Source organism: Paenibacillus sp. E222, from assembly GCF_013401555.1.
In the GTDB taxonomy this organism is placed as follows: domain Bacteria; phylum Bacillota; class Bacilli; order Paenibacillales; family Paenibacillaceae; genus Paenibacillus.
This window is the reverse complement of sequence record NZ_CP058552.1, coordinates 680,821-698,772: the sequence shown is the minus strand read 5'-3', so window position 1 is coordinate 698,772 and position 17,952 is coordinate 680,821. Positions and strand designations below refer to the sequence as shown.

Here is a 17,952-nt window from a genome sequence, read left to right as displayed (position 1 = left end):
TCGATTCTGGAGAAGCGGTAGCGTTCGCCTTTATCCCCGAGATTTTATCCTATGAAATAGGATTTCAAAAAAAATCTGGGGATAACAGCGATCGAAAGAACGATCCGTACCCGTAACGGCTACCCACGCAGGTCGTCTGTCAGTGGAGTGCTTCAGTGTAATGATAGTTAGTTCAGCTTATATACCCCCAAATCGAAAGGAGCATTTCCCATGAACCAGACTGAACTGGAACAAAACATTGTAAAAGCATTGGAAAACAACCCTTTTTGCAGTTTCTCCACGGTGGAGAACGGTAAACCGAAATCCCGCTATATGGCGCTTTTCAACGATGGAATGAACATTCATCTGGCGACAAACCGCCGTACACACAAGGTAGAGGAGCTGGAGAATAATCCGAACGTCAGCCTTTTGTTAGGTTATGAAGCGGGCGGCTCCAAGGAAGTGGTCGAGATTGAAGGAACGTGCGAAGTGACGAAAAATGAAGGTTTGCGCGAACAGGTATGGAATGATGAACTAAAAGCTTGGTTTGACGGCCCGAACGATCCCAATTATGTCATTCTGGACATCACCCCAAATCGGATTGAATACACCGGCAAAGATCATGAGCATCAGGTGTGGGAGCAGTAATTTCGCATATTGAAAATCACCTTTTCTGAGTGGAGGCCGTGCCAACAATTCGGAAAAGATATAGCCAACCGTGAATGCCAGAAGGCTTCACGGTTTTTTGATATGAAAAGATTCAGCTAATATGGATATAGATGTAAGACACATGTAATATACGTTTTTAACAACGCGAGTAAACTATTTTCATCCAAAAACATGCAAAAGATGTCGAAATCACGCATGTTATTGTAAACTGGGGCAGGTATGTGCGGATAACGTAAAAAATAATGCTTTTCAATGGCTAAACATTGCGTTATGATTTGGAATGTAAACGATACGCACAGATATGAATAGATGTTCATGTGAGATAAACTAACCTGAGATTCTGAACCATACGATCGGAAAATCAGTACGCACAACCCATGAGATCTTTCGCATTTCTGCGCTTATTCGTTTGCCCACTAATGCATGATTCAATGTACATAACCGGGAGGGGTTATTTTGAGAAAGAGTAAAAAAGTATTATCGAGCCTGACTGCCGCTTTGGTTGCATTAAACGTGCTTGCGGTATTTCCGGTACCTGTATCGGCTGCGGACGCAACCAAGGTTAAATTGCGGATCATGGAAACAACGGACATTCACGACAACCTGATTAACTATGATTACTATTCCGACAAAGAGACAGACCAGTATGGTCTAGCGAAGACAGCTACACTGATCAAAAAAGCCCGTGACGAAGCGAAGAACAGCCTGCTGTTCGACAACGGTGACCTGATCCAGGGTAACCCGCTCGGGGATTATGTAGCGAAGATTGATCCACTCAAAAAGGGTGAGACTCACCCCGTATATAAAGCGATGAACCTGCTCGATTATGATGCAGGAAACATCGGTAACCATGAGTTTAACTATGGTTTGGATTTCCTTGACATGACGCTGGAAGGTGCAAACTTCCCTTACATCAATGCCAACGTATATGTAGATGACGGTGACGACGATGAGACAAATGACAAGAACTATTTTACCCCGTATAAAATTCTAGACAAAAAAGTTACCGATGAGAGTGGCAAAGAGCACACCATCAAGGTGGGTGTCATCGGATTTGTACCACCACAAGTGATGCAGTGGGACAGCGCTAATCTGGAAGGCAAAGTCATTGCCAAAGACATTATCGCTACTGCGAAAAAATTCATTCCTAAAATGAAGGCTGAAGGTGCCGACATTATTGTGGCTATTCCTCACTCCGGTTTTGAAGATATTCCGCAAACGGATCTGATGGAAAACTCGGTATTGTATCTGAGCCAGGTTGAAGGCATTAATGCCATCCTGTTTGGACATGCCCATAAAGTATTCCCGAGCGCTGATTTTGCCGGTAAAAAAGGTGTAGACCTTGAAAAAGGTACAATCAATGGCGTTCCTGCTGTAGAGCCTGGTTTCTGGGGTGACCACCTTGGTATTATCGATTTGGATCTGGAACTGGTAGACGGTAAGTGGAAAGTGGCAGACTCTAAAGTGGAAGCACGCCCTATCTATGACACAGCCAACAAAAAAGCTCTGGTAGATGCTGATCAAGAGATCGTTGATGCTGTTCATGACGAACATGAAGGTACGCTTGAGTATGTGCGTGGCCCAGTCGGCGAAACGACAGCTCCAATCAACAGCTTCTTTGCACTGGTTCAGGATGATCCATCCATTCAGATCGTAACGAATGCACAGAAATGGTATGTTGAAAAACATATGCAAGGAACAGAATACGAAGATATTCCAGTCTTGTCTGCAGGAGCTCCGTTCAAAGCAGGCGGACGTTCAGGTGCTTCGTATTACACGAATATTCCTAAAGGCACCATTGCGATCAAAAACGTAGCTGACTTGTACGTGTATCCAAATACGGTACATGCCGTGTTGGTTAATGGCGCTGAGCTGAAAGAATGGTTGGAATGGTCTGCTGGCCAATTTAACCAGATCGACCCGGCAAAAGGCGGACAACAGCAGTTGGTTAATATGGACTTCCCAACGTATAACTTTGACGTTATCGATGGTGTTACGTACCAGATTGATGTAACTCAACCAGCGAAATACGATAGCAAAGCAACGATTGTGAATGCTTCGGCTAACCGGATTAAAGACCTGAGCTTCAATGGCAAACCAATTGATCCGGCACAAAAATTCATCGTGGCAACGAATAACTATCGTGCTTCTTCGTCCAAACTGGCTAACCCGGACGGTAAACGCATCGTCTTGGCTGCACCGGATGAGAATCGTCAAGTAATCATTGATTATATCCGTGAGAACAAAACGATTAACCCGGCAGCAGATGGCAACTGGTCGCTTGCGCCAATTAAGCCTTCTGCAGGTGTAACGGCAGCTGCACTTAACGATCTTGAAGTGGTGTTCGCGTCTTCCCCAGATGCCAAAGCATTGGTTGAAGCGAACCCGGCGATGTCCTTCATTGGGACAAACGATGATGGTTTTGCTGAGTATGGCTTGAAATTGACAGGAGAAGCAACAACGACTCCTGAAACAGGTACGGAGCCTGCTCCAACGCCTACGAAGCCAGACCCAACTCCAACTAAACCTACAACCAAGCCACAACCTGAGAAACCAACAGGCAGCAAAGTGGTATATGTAGTGAAAAAAGGAGATAACCTCTACCGCATCGGTTTGAAATACGGGGTGGACTGGCGTAAGTTGGTTTCCGCAAACAAAATTACAAATGTGCACAATCTTAAAGTTGGACAGAAAATCGTAATTCCCGCTTCTTAAGATGAATTAGCGGTAAATGAAGACCGACAGTCAGCAGACTGTCGGTCTTTTTCATGCTATGCTGATCCGTTAATGCATCAGTAACCGTCATAGTTGAAGTCATCAAAACAGTAGAGATAAATTTCAATACCCATGCTATAATATTTACAAACTTTGGGTATATACCAGTAAACATTAATGAGATAGAATCACAAACTGGCAAGGGGGTTCTACATGAATTGCAGTGGCTGCAGCCCAATTCATCCTATAGAGGATCAAGGTACCCTGTATTTGCGTCCCATCTCCCCCGCTTTGCTCGAAGCACTGCAAGTGCAGGGAAGATATGTCGAACATTCGGATGAACTCGTCTGGATGCATTTTTTGAATCTTGAATCTGCACAGCAATGTATTGAGGATATTCGGAAGATTGAAGCGACCCTGCCGGATAAGTTAACGGTTCAGGTCACTCAACTATATGGTCAGGCTGATGCGGATAGCTGGATCAGTCTCTCCATGCAGGAAGCTCGCCTCAAACATGCCGATCTGGTTTCCGTTATCCTGGAGCATCAATTTAGCAGTCATATGCAGCCGATCGTAGATGCATCGGAGCAGATCATCGGATTTGAGTTTTTACTTCGTCCTGCTGAACAGGGCAGATCGTTCAGTGCTTATGAATTATTTGAAGTTGCACGGGATACCGGATTGCATTCTTTTCTGGATCGGACAGCACGTATTGCTGCCATTGAGACGAGTGCCGTTCTTTTACCGCATGGTGTCAAACGTTTCGTGAATTTCCTTCCTTCTTCCATCTATAACCCCGAATTTTGCCTGACGCACACCTTTGAAGCGATTGAACGCCTTTCGCTAGACCCTAAGGATTTTGTGTTTGAAGTGGTGGAAACGGAACAGATTCAGCATATGTCCATTTTGCAGCGTATTTTTGAGGTGTATCGTTCTCATGGGATGTCGGTTGCCTTGGATGACGTGGGAGCCGGATTCTCGACGATCGAAGTAATGAATCGGCTGGAGCCGGATTTTGTCAAAATAGATCGGAGTCTCATTGATCATTGTGATCATGATCTAAACAAACAACAGCAAATTATCGATATTGTTGAGATGTCGCGTCGATTTGGCGGGCGAGTACTTGCTGAAGGCATTGAACGAATTGAGGAATTTGAATTCTGTCGATCCGTGGGTATTGATTTGGCACAAGGATATTATTTTGGTAAGCCAACCGCATATCCGCCACAAGGTCCTTACGGAAAAACCTCTGCGTGAATGTAATAAAATATGGATGTACCCACAAGTCACTTCGCATGATCGGAGTGGCTTGTTTGACATGCCATGGAATTTTTTCAATCAAATAAATACGCTCATTCAGCCGATATATAGGATAGGCCTTTAGATTAGATCGGCGTCTATATGACACCTTATTTAATCAGGTAAAGAGGTCCTACATAAAAAAAGAAAAAGGGCAGATTTATATTTGGAGGGGGAGAAGCAAGATGGGTAACATTCGGGGGAACGAGCAAGAAAAGGCAGCAACCAAGCCGGTCAAAGCAAAAGACAATAAAACGAAAAAGAAAAACAAAAAGAAAAAAGGCTTCGTTTGGAGCATAAGAAACAAATTATTGGTATCCTTCCTGGCGATTCTGCTCTTGCCGAGTCTAACCATAGGGATCGTTACGCTGATTATCGCTGATGATACAGTGGAAGACCAGCTGATGGACAGTGCCAAACAAAGTGTAGACACAACGAATTCAATCATTGGCACACATGTGGATGCGAAGATTCATGATATCAATTATTTTGCCAGTCTGATTGTGACTGACATGATAAAAGGGCAAAATGAAAGCCCTGAGCTTGAGCTGAAATTGAAACAGTATCTTGGGTTGCATCCGGATGCTTTAAATATCTTTGTGGGAACCAAAGAGGGAGTCATGGTCCGAGGTAAGGAGTCTGCGGGCAGCTCACAAGGGTCCGCTTATGATCCCCGGGAACGAGAATGGTATAAGCTTGCGATGGAGAAGCCAGGTGCTCCAGTAGTTTCACCTGTATCCAAGAACACGGACGGCATTGCTGTTGTCTTTGTCTCCAAAACGCTTGATGATCAATCGGGTGTCGTTGGTTTGTCCATGGATCTAACTAAGCTGCGAGAACAGGCATCCATTAAGGTTGGCAAAGAAGGATATGTCATTATCATGGATGCGGACAAAAATTATATTGTATCTCCAGTCGCGGATGCTGGTACAAAAGAACAAACAACAGCGCTGGATCCAATGTTTGAGAGCAAGGAAGGCGAATTCAGTTATATCTATAATGATGATCCAAAGACCATGATTTTCTCTACTAATGAAGAAACCGGGTGGAAGATTGGCGGCACAATGTTCAGAAGTGAAGTATTAAATGCAAGTAAAGACATTCGGATGGCTACCCTGTTGGTCATTCTGACGGCAACCTTCTTAACGCTGATATTTATTATCTGGTTTACACGTTCGATGCTACGTCCGATTAAACGTCTGCAGGAATCCGCTAGAGCAGTGAGCAAAGGCGACCTTACGGTAAAATTGGACACAGGGCGCAAAGATGAGGTAGGCGATCTGGCGAAATACTTTGAACGGATGGTCGACAATCTGCGCATGATGATTCTGGGTGTGCAGGAAACGGCAGAGCAGGTGTCTGCCTCCTCGCAGGAATTGTCCGCCAGTGCGGATCAAACAACCAAGGCCATTGAGCATTCAACGATGGCGATTCAGGAACTTGCCGAGGGTGCGGAGCAGCAAGTGAAGAGTGTAACCGATGGATCAGGACAAATGAGGCAAATCGCGGAAGATGTTCGCATGATGTCTGAGCGTGTGCAATCCATTACAACGAATATGCGACATACATCTGGAGCGGCCTATTCAGGCAACGAGGCAGCAGGTCAGGCAGTTGAGCAGATGAATAGCATTCAGGAAACGGTGGAACAGCTCGCGACGGTGGTTCAGTCACTGAATGCACGGTCCGTTGAGATCGGCAGCATGGTAGATGTGATTGCCACAATCTCGAAACAGACCAATCTGCTGGCACTGAACGCTTCCATTGAAGCGGCAAGAGCGGGTGATGCTGGCCGTGGCTTCGCAGTCGTAGCGGGTGAGGTGCGGAAGCTTGCAGAGGAATCGGGAAGCTCGGCTGCGCAGATCGGTGAACTCGTTCATAATATTCGTCAGGATATGGATGCTGCTCTGAACGCTATGAATGCAGCCCAGACTCGGGTTGGAGACGGAATTCAGGCCGTGAATACGTCTGGACAATCCTTTGCACAGATTCGGGAGGCTGTAGAGGATGCTGTTCATACGCTGGACAATTTGTCCGAAACAACGAAACAGTTGGAGAGTGGTGCTTCCCACGTTGCCAAAGCAATGAACGATATATCGACCGTGACCCAAGAATCTGCTGCGAATACGGAATCCGTCTCGGCATCTTCTCAGGAACAGCTGGCATCTGTGGAGGAGATCGCTTCGTCTTCAGCACATCTGAACAGTATGGCGGAGCAACTGCAAGGATTGTTGGGTATGTTCAAAATGGTGGAGGACACGCCGAAGGATGGGGACAAGTCTAACCATTAGACGACATATCTTTTACCGCAGTTTCTATAGAGTTAGAAGGAAATAAAGATAGACATTTCTCCTGAAGCCCTGTATAACTATAGCGTCTGGTTTATCCGCAAGAATTGCGGTGTAATCATATCGCGCAGGCCATTCTCATATCATGCTCCAAAACATGATGAATATAGCGGCACAGGAGGCTTTATGACATATGTAGCAATTTTGATTTTTGTCCTGACCATCACATTGGTTATCTGGCAACCACGCGGATTGGGTATTGGCTGGTCCGCCATGGGCGGGGCTTTGCTGGCGTTGATGTGTGGTGTCGTCAGTCTGAACGATGCCTCTGATGTGGCATCCATTGTATGGAATGCAACGCTCGCTTTTGTCGGTATTATTATGATTTCATTAATACTCGATGAGACAGGTTTTTTCGAATGGGCAGCTCTTCATATGGCAAGATTGGCGGGAGGAAATGGACGCAGGCTGTTTATCTATTCCATTTTGCTCGGGGCGGCGGTATCAGCTCTCTTCGCCAATGATGGTGCAGCGCTCATTCTTACCCCGATTGTGCTTGCGATGGTACGTGCATTGAAGTTCGATGAGCGCATGGTGCTTGCCTTTGTTATGGCCAGTGGATTTATCGCGGATACAACGTCGTTGCCGCTGGTCGTCAGCAACCTGGTGAATATCGTATCTGCGGATTATTTCGGTATTACATTTGTGGAGTATGCGGTGCGGATGATTGTGCCTAATCTCTTTTCCATCGTGGCGAGTACGGGGATGTTGTTCTTGTTTTATCGTAAAAACATCCCGCTCCGCTACGATATCTCTGCAGCACGTGATCCACGGGAAGCCATTCGTGATCCGCGGATGTTTCGCATCGCCTGGTTTATGCTGGTGCTGCTGCTCGTGGCCTATGCTTCCAGTGAGTTTTTGCCGATCCCCGTATCGGTTATCGTCGGTGCAGTAGCTCTTTTGTTCGCCATATTGGCGAGAAAGAGCGAAGCCGTGGACCTGAAACGCGTAATCAAGGAGGCCCCATGGTCCATTGTCGTGTTCTCGGTCGGTATGTACATCGTGGTGTATGGGCTGCGTAATGCCGGATTAACCGATCACCTGAGCCGCTGGCTTGATGCCATCGCAGAGCAAGGTCTGCTGGCTGCCTCAGTGGGAATGGGCATGATCGCAGCAATATTGTCATCTGTAATGAACAACTTGCCCACCGTGTTAATTAACGCACTCGCGATTCAGGGTGCACACACCGAAGGCATTGTGCGTGAGGCGCTGATCTATGCCAATGTGATTGGTTCGGATCTGGGTCCCAAAATGACGCCGATCGGCTCACTTGCCACATTACTGTGGCTGCACGTGCTGTCCCGCAAAGGTGTGAAGATTACATGGGGATATTATTTCAAGGCAGGCATCATCTTAACCATTCCTACCCTATTAATTACCTTGGCCGGATTAGCGTTATGGCTATGGATATTGGGTTAGTAAAATCGCATTTTACATTAACAATCATCAAATGATCCAATATATTGTAAAAAGCTGCTCTCACACGCTGGTATTACCTACTAGCTATGAGGCAGTTTTTTTGTTTCTTCTATAGAAGAAACAAATCCTCTTTCTTCATTATGCATTTACACTAAGGCCAGCCTTCTATAGACTGGCCTTCTTTTTGCCATCCCCCAGGCTGAGGATTAAAATGCCTGGGACACAACCAGCGCTGACACAGCGCAGGGAACGGAACGATGGTGTAAAAGCGAAACGTATTCTGTGTAAGAATTTTAATTGTAAGAAAAGATCAAAATGATCATTTATTCTTAATGGGTAGATAAAATACGTAACGTAGTGGAGGGGACGGAATCGATTCTGAAGAAGCGGCAGCGTTCGCCTTTGTCTCCGAGTTTTAACATTATACATATCAAATCAAAAAAAATTGGAGACAACAGCGATCGGAAGAACGATCCGTAACCGGAACGGCCACTCGAAAGTATTAGCGACTTATTCATTATGTGATGAAAAACTGGACACAATACGGATTGAAACAACGTCCGTTCACGAAGCGGTCACTTCAGCGCAATTTGTCTCAGGTAAATTTCAATCCACAGTAAACATTTTTAACATTGCGTTTACAAAACATTGATTTTGAGATGACATAACGAAACTACAATGAATAAAGAGTTGATGGTGAACAAAAATAAAAGCCAAATCACCGTCACTAAATTGGGGGAGGAAAACAAAACATGTTTAAAAAGTTGCCGTTCATTTTGATGACCTTAACGTTCGTACTGGTTCTCGCAGCATGCGGATCGAAAAATGACGCTGGTACAGAGGGAAGCAATAATTCCACAGGAGAAACTGCTACTGAACTTAGCGGTAACATTCTGGCTGTTGGTTCAACAGCACTGCAACCTCTGGTAGAGCAAGCTGGACAAAAATTTATGGCAGTTGATGAATATAAGAACGTAACAGTACAAGTGCAAGGCGGCGGTAGTGGTACTGGTTTGACACAAGTATCCGACGGACAAGCTACAATCGGTAACTCTGACGTATTTGCAGAAGAGAAAATCGATGACGCAGCAAAAGTAAGCGAATTGAAAGATCACCAAGTGGCTGTTGTAGCCATCGCTCCAGTAAGCAACAAAGATGCAGGTGTACAAGATTTGACGAAGCAACAACTGATCGACATTTTCTCTGGTAAAATCACAAACTGGAAAGATGTTGGCGGTAAAGATCAAGCTATCGTTATCGTAAACCGTCCTAGCAGCTCCGGTACTCGTGCAACATTCGAGAACTTTGCACTGGGAACAAAAGTTGAAGATATCCAAGGTTCTATTCAGGAAGATTCCTCCGGTACAGTTAAAAAGCTCGTAGCTGAAACGCCAGGCGCAATTGGTTATCTGGCTCTGTCCTACCTGGATGACAGCCTGCAAGTTTTGAAATACGAAGGTGTAGAAGCAACAGTTGAGAACGTAGAAGCAGGAACTTATCCGGTATGGGCTTACGAGCACATGTACACTAAAGGTGACCCGGATGCAGCAACAAAAGCATTCCTTGACTACATCTTGAGTGACGAAATTCAACAGAAAGATGTGACGGAGCTTGGTTACATCCCAGTATCCGGCATGAAAGTAAAACGTGACGCTGCAGGCACTGTGACTCAATAATCTTTGAACTTGCGCATACAGCGAGAGAGGCGGACCCAGGTCCTGCCTCTTTGCGCGGTTTGCTCTGGAATAATCCCATATTTATGAATTCTACTATAGAAGGATGGTTGTTATGGAACAGACCGAAGGGGGAACGGTAATGAACAACAAGTTGAAACCGCGCCGGCCCTTGAGAGAGAAGCATTATTGGGAAGAGTGGACGGGACGGATCTATACGTCGATTTGTGTCGTTTTCCTGATCGTTGTCATGTTTTCCATCGTTTATTTTGTAGCGTCCAAAGGCTTGTCGACCTTTTTCCAGGATGGCGTAAGTTTGCGCGAATTTATATCCGGAAAAACGTGGAACCCAACGGGGGAACCTGCTGCCTATGGAGCGTTGCCGTTCATTACCGGTTCATTCATAACAACATTGCTTGCAGCTCTGATTGCAAGTCCGCTTAGCTTGTGCGCAGCGCTCTTCATGACCGAGATTGTACCAGGTAAAGGTAAAAAGATATTGCAACCTGCGATTGAATTGCTGTCCGGTATCCCTTCCGTTGTGTACGGGTTTATCGGTCTCAGTGTGATCGTTCCATTGTTGCGCAGCATGTTTGGCGGAGCCGGCGTCGGGATTGCAGCCGGATGTTTGGTTCTGTCTGTTATGATTCTGCCTACCGTAACTAGCATTATGGCAGATGCATTGTCTGCACTGCCGAAAGGTCTGCGTGAATCATCCTATGCGCTGGGGGCAACTCGCTGGCAAACGATCTACCGTGTCATTATCCCGACGGTTCTTCCAGCTTTGCTGACAGGGATTGTACTGGGCATGGCACGCGCATTTGGTGAAGCTCTGGCCGTACAGATGGTCATCGGGAATGCCCCGCATGTACCGACATCATTGCTCGAATCGGCTTCAACATTAACGAGTGTAATCACCCTGAGTATGGGTAACACCACGATGGGATCTGTTCATAATAATGCACTGTGGAGTATGGCGCTTGTCCTGCTGGTGATGACCTTTGTCTTCGTCATTCTGGTTCGCCTGCTTGAAAGGAGGAACCGGGTATGAAAATGAAGGCTAAAACGGTAGATAAAGTTGCCACTTCCATTATCGTTGTTCTGGCCCTGTTCATTGTTGTTCTCTTGCTCGGTTTGCTTGGCTTCATTCTGGTACGTGGGATTGGGCAGATTAACTGGCACTTCCTGACCAGTGCACCACAGCTGCTCAAAGGTGGTGGCGGGATTGGACCGCAATTATTCAACTCGATCTTCCTGCTTGTTCTGACCCTGATTATTACGATTCCGCTCGGATGGGGCGGCGGTATTTATATGGCTGAGTACGCCAAGCCAGGCCGGATCACAAGCTTTATTCGACTGGTTGTCGAAGTGTTATCCTCGTTCCCGTCTATCGTTATTGGTTTGTTCGGACTCTTGTTGATTGTTAATACATTTGGTCTCGGATTCTCCCTTCTATCGGGTGCTATGGCCTTGGCAATATTCAATCTTCCACTCATGGTGCGGACAACGGAGCAGGCGTTCCGGGCCGTTCCGAAAGAGCAGAAGGAAGCGGGTCTTGCACTCGGATTGTCCAAATGGAAAATTATTACCTCCATTCTGCTGCCTGTGGCATTGCCAAGCTTAATCACGGGTACGATCCTGGCATCAGGACGGATCTTCGGTGAAGCAGCAGCCCTGATGTTCACAGCAGGTATGAGTAGTCCGCCGCTGGACTTCACGGACTGGAATCCAACAAGTCCAAGGTCTCCGATCAATCCATTGCGTCCGGCAGAGACGCTGGCCGTGCACATCTGGAAAGTAAACAGTGAAGGCATTGGCCCGGATTCCAAAGAAATAGCAGCTGGCGCTTCAGCCGTGCTTGTACTTCTCGTACTGGCGTTCAATCTCAGTGCACGCTGGATCGGTCGGGTGGTTTACCGCCGCATGACAGCTTCGAAATAAGGAGGAACCAACATGGCCATACCTTTTGGTACGGAACAGTTAAGCATATATTATGGGCATTTTCAGGCCGTTAAACAGATCAGCCTGACGTTTCCCGAAGCCAGTGTAACGGCACTCATTGGACCATCCGGCTGTGGTAAATCTACGTTCCTGCGGTCGCTCAACCGGATGAATGACGAGATTGCCGGTTCCCGCACGGAGGGACATATCTGGATGGATGGCAATGATCTGAATGAGCCAGGCACAGATGTAATCAAACTTCGCCAGAAGATTGGCATGGTGTGGCAGAAGCCGAATCCTTTTCACAAGTCCATTTACAATAATATCGCGTTTGGCCCCCGCTACCGCGGTATCAAGAGCAAGAAGGCATTGGATGAAATTGTGGAAAAAAGCTTGCGCCGCGCTGCGCTCTGGGACGAAGTGAAGGACAGACTGAATGAATCTGCCCTGGCCCTTTCGGGTGGACAACAGCAGCGGCTTTGTATCGCGCGCGCGTTGTCGGTTGATCCACAGATATTGCTGCTCGATGAGCCGGCATCTGCGCTTGACCCGGTATCTACGGGTAAAGTGGAGGAGTTGATCTCGGAGCTCAAGAAGGATCTTCGGATCGTAATTGTTACCCATAATATGCAGCAAGCGGCACGCATCTCGGATTATACGGCTTATTTTTATCTGGGAAGCATGGTTGAGCACGGAGATACGGAGCATATTTTCACCAATCCGGACAATCGTCTGACTCAGGAATATATTATGGGACGTTTCGGTTAACTGTTATATTGGATGGAGTATGAGATAGAGATAGTTTTATAGAGATACAAGGAAGCATAACACTCGGGCGAGGTCGTTCGGGAGTTATGCTTTTTTACATCTTCGTAAATATGGAATAGTTTGCCAAAGTAAAAACAATCATGCTACGATATTTGTAAACACTGCCTTTAATTTGATAAGAGAAGGAGATGTGGATTATAACTACCCATAAGATTTCCCATGACACCATGGCAACTGAAATTATCTCGCATTATTCCATAGAAAAGCCTTCGGTTTCCTTTATCCGACATAATGAAAATCTAACGTATCAGGTGGTTGATGAATCAACCGGACAGAAGTATCTATTGCGAATACATAAAGCCGCTTTTGCAAGCATGACGGGCATTCAGCATACACGACCTGCACTTGAAGCAGAGATGAATCTACTTCATGAATTACGGGCTACCAGTCCATTGCGGGTGCAGACACCCGTTCGCAATACATCGGATGAGTGGGTTACCGTCTGGTTGGACGAAACAGGAGAAGAGATCTGTTGTACTGTTCTGGAATGGATTGAGGGCAGGGATATCAAGCAGGGAGAACGTCTGACAACAGCGCAGATTCATGATTTGGGTGTACAGTTGCAGATATTGCATCAATATGGACGACGACCGAAGGAAACTCCCAAGCCGGGGGCTGGTTCATGGGAGTCTGAAAGCGGACAGCAGGTGAATGACCGTGAACAGCATGCTGATAAGACGACCATCTCAGGGGAGTATACCGATAGCGACAGCCCTACCTTGAAGCAAAAGGAAGTAAGACCAGCCTATGGCTCGATCAAAGAGAATCTGGTCATGCTGGAGCAATTGGAGGAAGGCGTTAGACGTGGCATCTTTACTCCTGAAGATTTCGATCTGATTCGCGAGACGTTTGAGAACATTAACGGGCAACTCGATACGTATCCGTATAATGCTGAGACATGGGGAATAATTCACGGGGATATTACTCGCGGCAATCTGTTAGTGACGGATCAAGGCATATCCATGATTGATTTTTGTTTATACGGTTATGGCTACTATCTGTTTGATGCCGGTGGTGCAGCTCTTATTTTCAATCCGGAGGAACGGGATGTCTTCCTATCGGGTTATACGGAGCAGACAGGACCACTAACGAAGCGTGATATTCGGTTAATGGAAGGATTCATGCTGATCTTTACGTTTGGCTATTTCGCATTCCAGATGGAGAATGAATCCAGGTACGAATGGATGAAAGAGCGAATGCATCTTATATGCAGCAAATTTTGCAGACCATATCTGCAGAATGAGAGTATTTTCTATGATTTATGATTTATGATTTATGATTTATGATTTATGATTTATAATTTATGATTTATGATTTATAATTTATAATTTATGATTTCAAGTGGGTGGGTAGCGCTATGAAGGAAATCCGTACAAAGAGAGCTGCATCAAATGGGCAGTCTGGTGGCTGGAAGCATGCCGGATTGCTGCTTAGTGGAGTGGGCATATCCAATCTGGGTGATTTCATATATATTGTGGCAATTAACCTGATGGTTTTGGATATGACACAGTCTCCAGCGGCAGTCGCAGGGTTATGGATTATCTCGCCGATTGCTTCGGTGTGTACTAAGTTTTGGTCAGGCAGCCTGATTGATCGTTATGATCAGAGGCAGTTGATGATTGGTGCTGATATGCTACGGGCATTGTTGGTGGCGATGCTCCCACTGATGTCCAGTCTATGGATGATGTACGCAGTGATGTTTCTGATCAGCATGTCCTCCTCCATATTTGACCCTTCCTCTCAGGTATACATTACCCGGCTGGTGCCTGCTGAACGGCGCAAGCGCTTTAATTCCCTACAAGCTCTGATCAGCTCAGGGGCATTTATTACCGGTCCGGCAGTTGCAGGAGTGATGCTGATATATTTATCTCCTTCGGCAGCCATTTATGCCAATGCGGCTTCCTTTGCTGCTTCTGCATTGATTCTAATGTTTCTTCCCAAACTGGGCATTGGAGAACAGAATATAGGGACAGGCAGCAGACTGACCCCTCGGATGGTAGCCCAGGATTGGAGAGCTGTACTGAGCTTTAGCCGGAAGTCGGGCTACGTGGTCGGTATATATGCTCTGTTCCAGATTATTCTGGTCGTCGGCATGTCGCTGGATGCCCAGGAAGTGGTATTTATCCGTCAGGTGATGAACCTGCCTGAATCGCAGTACGGAGCATTAATGAGTATCACCGGGATTGGTTATTTGGCAGGCTCCATGCTGGTTTGGCTGTTCGCCAAACATTTGCCGATCCGTCACATGATGGGTGGCGGTGTACTTCTGGTTGCGCTGGGTTATTTCCTGTTCGCCCGTTCATTCTCGTTTGAGCTGGCGGCGGTTGCTTTTATTCTGCTCGGTCTCTGTTCGGCACTGGCGAATACGGGCCTGGTTACCTTTTATCAAAATAATATCCCTGTGGATATGATGGGGCGAATGAGCAGTGTACTTGGACTGGTGTTAAGTGTGCTGCAGGTGGCTTCCATTTTGATTGCAGGGGTAATAGCAGAGCAGTTGTCACTTCGTATGGTATATACAGTTGTATCTGGGGTCATGCTGTTAGCTGCGTTGGGATTGTGGGTGACGAGCATGTTTCCTTCCCGAAGCAGGTATTACGATGAACCGGCGAAGTCCAAGGCGATGGTGGGGTAACAGGCAGAAATAAGGCAATTCCAGTACAGAATAATGGTTGCCTGAATACCCGAACCGTTCAGTGGAACATAACATAAATAGTATTAAACACAGATATTGGCTAATAGAAAATGAAAAATGTATACGCTTTCTAGATGAAACGCATTAACACATTCATGTGATGAAAGTTTACAGTTCATCAGTTTATCTTGTGTATAAAATGGAAAAAAGCAAATATTCACAAAGAAATCGTTAAGTTTGTTGACACTGATCTTCCTGTCGATTAATCTTAATGAGAAAGTATTAAAAACTTCAATTATCGTTCTGGTACAAGATCAGAATGGTTCCATACAGCGAATGATAGCGAGCGGGAGAGACCTGGGCATGTCGAGTAAAATGGCAGCTGTCGGGCACCGAAGGAGCAAGCTGCTGCGCACCCGGCGCAGCGGTTAATCTCTCAGGTAAATGTACCATCGTTGGACGCAACTCTGGAGAGTGCGCAAACTGCGCCACCCAAGGGGTATATGGTCAAGCAGCACGGTGTGCAGGGTGACATCACCTGTGAATACAGGGATGCATCGATTCGCCGCGCTTCTTATCATGAAACTCTCAGGTATCGAGGACAGAGAGAGGGCCTAGGGCCTTCTTCTGTCCTTTTCTCATGTCATCATTCAGTAATAAAGGAACATTATGGGTGTACGTCTGGATGAAAATGACGATTATAAATGGAGGGTTTGCGATGCGTTTTAAAGACGTTTTTTCAATTATTGGTCCGTCCATGACAGGTCCATCAAGTTCACATACGGCTGGAGCGGCAAGATTGGGGCGAATTGCTCGTCAGTGGCTGGGATGCACGCCTGAACGCGCCCGATTAACGCTGTACGGCTCGTTCGCCGATACGTATCAGGGGCATGGTACGGATCTTGCGTTGATCGGTGGCCTGCTTGATTATGTGACGGATGATCCACGTATACCGGATGCAGAACAATATGCAGAGGAAGCGGGGATGGAGGTAGAGTTTTTTACAAGCGGCCTGCCTGCTCCTCATCCAAATACGGTCAAGATTGAACTGTGGCATGGAGACCGTCAATGCTCACTAATTGGTGCTTCCATTGGCGGAGGTAGTGTATCGGTGCATGCATTGAATGATTTTCGTGTACAGATCAGCGGAGAGTTTCCCACACTTGTACTGCGCCATTCGGACAAAGCAGGGGTGCTCGCTTCCGTAACCTCCACCATCAGTTCGTCCGGGGTGAACATCGGGTACATGCAAGTGGATCGGAAAGCCCGGGATGGTGAAGCATTAACAGCGATGGAGATGGATGGTGTGCCGAATCCTGAGATGTTGAACCGTCTGCGGTCACTGGATCATATGCTGGACATTCGCGTGATTGATTTAAAGAGAGGGGTCGAGCCTGATGCGGTTTAAACATCTACATGAACTGAATACCATCTGTACAGCAGAATCCAAGACCATTGCCGAGCTGATGATCGAAGAGCAGGTTCAGGAGACGAATATCCCGGAAGCGGATGTTGTACGGCAGATGTCGGATTACTATCAGGTGATGAAGGAAGCTGTACACAAAGGGCTGACAGAAGATACGACATCACGCAGCGGTTTGACTGGCGGAGACGGCAAAAAAATGGCTGAGTACATTCGTAAAGGTGAGACTTGTTCTGGAGATGCTTCTGCACTGGCCATGGCGTATGCCCTTTGTGTATCGGAAGTGAATGCCTCCATGGGCCGGATCGTAGCGACACCGACAGCCGGTTCTTGCGGCATCATTCCGGGTGTGTTTATCAGCTCCCAAGAGCGTTTTGGCTGGAGTGACGAGCATCTGGTGAACGGTCTGTTCTGTGCGGGAGCGATTGGTTATGTCATTGCCAACAATTCATTTATCTCCGGTGCCGAGGGTGGCTGTCAGGCTGAAGTGGGTTCTGCCATCGGTATGGCCGCTGGAGCCATGGTGGAGCTGCGAGGAGGGACGCCGGAGCAAGTGGTTCATGCGGTTGGCCTCGCGTTAAAAAATACATTAGGCCTCATCTGCGATCCAGTGGCAGGCCTCGTGGAAATTCCGTGCATCGTCCGTAACGGACTGGGTGCCGTAACCGCTTTGGCTGCAGCCGACATGGCGCTGGCCGGGGTACGAAGTGCAATTCCTTCTGACGAAGTCATTGATGTCATGCTGGAAGTGGGCAGTGCGATGCCGAGCAGGCACCGTGAAACGGCCCAAGGTGGGCTTGCCCAAACACCGACAGGACGGAAAATGATGGAGAAGCTTGCTAAACCGAAGGCGAAGCGTGCTGAGCCTGAGGCTGAAGCTGAGTCCCCTGCTGAAAATAAACCAGAAGCCAAGGCATAACATCCATGAACGAACATGAACTGAATTTAACTCGTGGAGCCTGGATCATGAACGGTGATCTGTTCCCATCATAATATAAAAGCCGATACGAATTCTTCCTGATGAAG

13 protein-coding genes and 1 riboswitch are annotated in these 17,952 nt (G+C 46.8%); all 13 genes read left to right on the top strand.

Going from position 1 to position 17,952, the window contains the following annotated elements; translation table 11 throughout:
* The first annotated feature begins 210 nt into the window (after window positions 1-210).
* The 13 genes from HW560_RS02980 (at window position 211) to sdaAA (ending at window position 17,845) form a co-directional block, all read left to right on the top strand.
* On the top strand, window positions 211-627 hold the full coding sequence (locus HW560_RS02980) for a pyridoxamine 5'-phosphate oxidase family protein (RefSeq protein ID WP_076290637.1): 417 nt from the start codon (window positions 211-213) through the stop codon (window positions 625-627).
* Window positions 628-1,104: 477 nt separating this feature from the next.
* Window positions 1,105-3,363, top strand: coding sequence for a bifunctional 2',3'-cyclic-nucleotide 2'-phosphodiesterase/3'-nucleotidase (locus HW560_RS02975; protein WP_090904138.1), 2,259 nt, complete (start codon window positions 1,105-1,107; stop codon window positions 3,361-3,363).
* 213 nt (window positions 3,364-3,576) lie between these two features.
* Complete coding sequence (locus tag HW560_RS02970) at window positions 3,577-4,620, top strand: EAL domain-containing protein (protein ID WP_179261976.1); 1,044 nt, start codon at window positions 3,577-3,579, stop codon at window positions 4,618-4,620.
* 227 nt (window positions 4,621-4,847) lie between these two features.
* The gene (locus HW560_RS02965; RefSeq protein WP_179261974.1) at window positions 4,848-6,950 is read left to right on the top strand and encodes a methyl-accepting chemotaxis protein; all 2,103 of its coding nucleotides are present in this window, start codon (window positions 4,848-4,850) and stop codon (window positions 6,948-6,950) included.
* Window positions 6,951-7,133: 183 nt separating this feature from the next.
* Complete coding sequence (locus HW560_RS02960; RefSeq protein WP_179261972.1) at window positions 7,134-8,426, top strand: arsenic transporter; 1,293 nt, start codon at window positions 7,134-7,136, stop codon at window positions 8,424-8,426.
* A 752-nt stretch (window positions 8,427-9,178) separates the two neighbouring features.
* Window positions 9,179-10,102, top strand: a complete 924-nt coding sequence (locus tag HW560_RS02955; RefSeq protein ID WP_090904142.1) for a phosphate ABC transporter substrate-binding protein — start codon at window positions 9,179-9,181, stop codon at window positions 10,100-10,102.
* Window positions 10,103-10,241: 139 nt separating this feature from the next.
* Window positions 10,242-11,150, top strand: a complete 909-nt coding sequence (pstC, locus tag HW560_RS02950) for a phosphate ABC transporter permease subunit PstC (protein ID WP_090904348.1) — start codon at window positions 10,242-10,244, stop codon at window positions 11,148-11,150.
* A gap of 2 nt (window positions 11,151-11,152) precedes the next feature.
* On the top strand, window positions 11,153-12,040 hold the full coding sequence (gene pstA, locus HW560_RS02945; RefSeq protein ID WP_090904349.1) for a phosphate ABC transporter permease PstA: 888 nt from the start codon (window positions 11,153-11,155) through the stop codon (window positions 12,038-12,040).
* A 12-nt stretch (window positions 12,041-12,052) separates the two neighbouring features.
* The gene (pstB, locus tag HW560_RS02940; RefSeq protein WP_090904143.1) at window positions 12,053-12,808 is read left to right on the top strand and encodes a phosphate ABC transporter ATP-binding protein PstB; all 756 of its coding nucleotides are present in this window, start codon (window positions 12,053-12,055) and stop codon (window positions 12,806-12,808) included.
* A 188-nt stretch (window positions 12,809-12,996) separates the two neighbouring features.
* Window positions 12,997-14,133 (top strand): phosphotransferase enzyme family protein, encoded by a 1,137-nt coding sequence (locus HW560_RS02935; RefSeq protein ID WP_090904144.1) that lies wholly within the window; start codon window positions 12,997-12,999, stop codon window positions 14,131-14,133.
* A 92-nt stretch (window positions 14,134-14,225) separates the two neighbouring features.
* The gene (locus HW560_RS02930; protein WP_179261970.1) at window positions 14,226-15,503 is read left to right on the top strand and encodes an MFS transporter; all 1,278 of its coding nucleotides are present in this window, start codon (window positions 14,226-14,228) and stop codon (window positions 15,501-15,503) included.
* 337 nt (window positions 15,504-15,840) lie between these two features.
* A riboswitch (glycine riboswitch) is annotated at window positions 15,841-15,964 on the top strand.
* Between the two features lie 257 nt (window positions 15,965-16,221).
* Window positions 16,222-16,911 (top strand): L-serine ammonia-lyase, iron-sulfur-dependent subunit beta, encoded by a 690-nt coding sequence (sdaAB, locus tag HW560_RS02925; protein WP_076290630.1) that lies wholly within the window; start codon window positions 16,222-16,224, stop codon window positions 16,909-16,911.
* Window positions 16,901-17,845, top strand: coding sequence for an L-serine ammonia-lyase, iron-sulfur-dependent, subunit alpha (gene sdaAA / locus HW560_RS02920; protein ID WP_179261968.1), 945 nt, complete (start codon window positions 16,901-16,903; stop codon window positions 17,843-17,845). Before sdaAB ends, sdaAA begins: the two co-directional genes overlap by 11 nt.
* Window positions 17,846-17,952 lie beyond the last annotated feature (107 nt).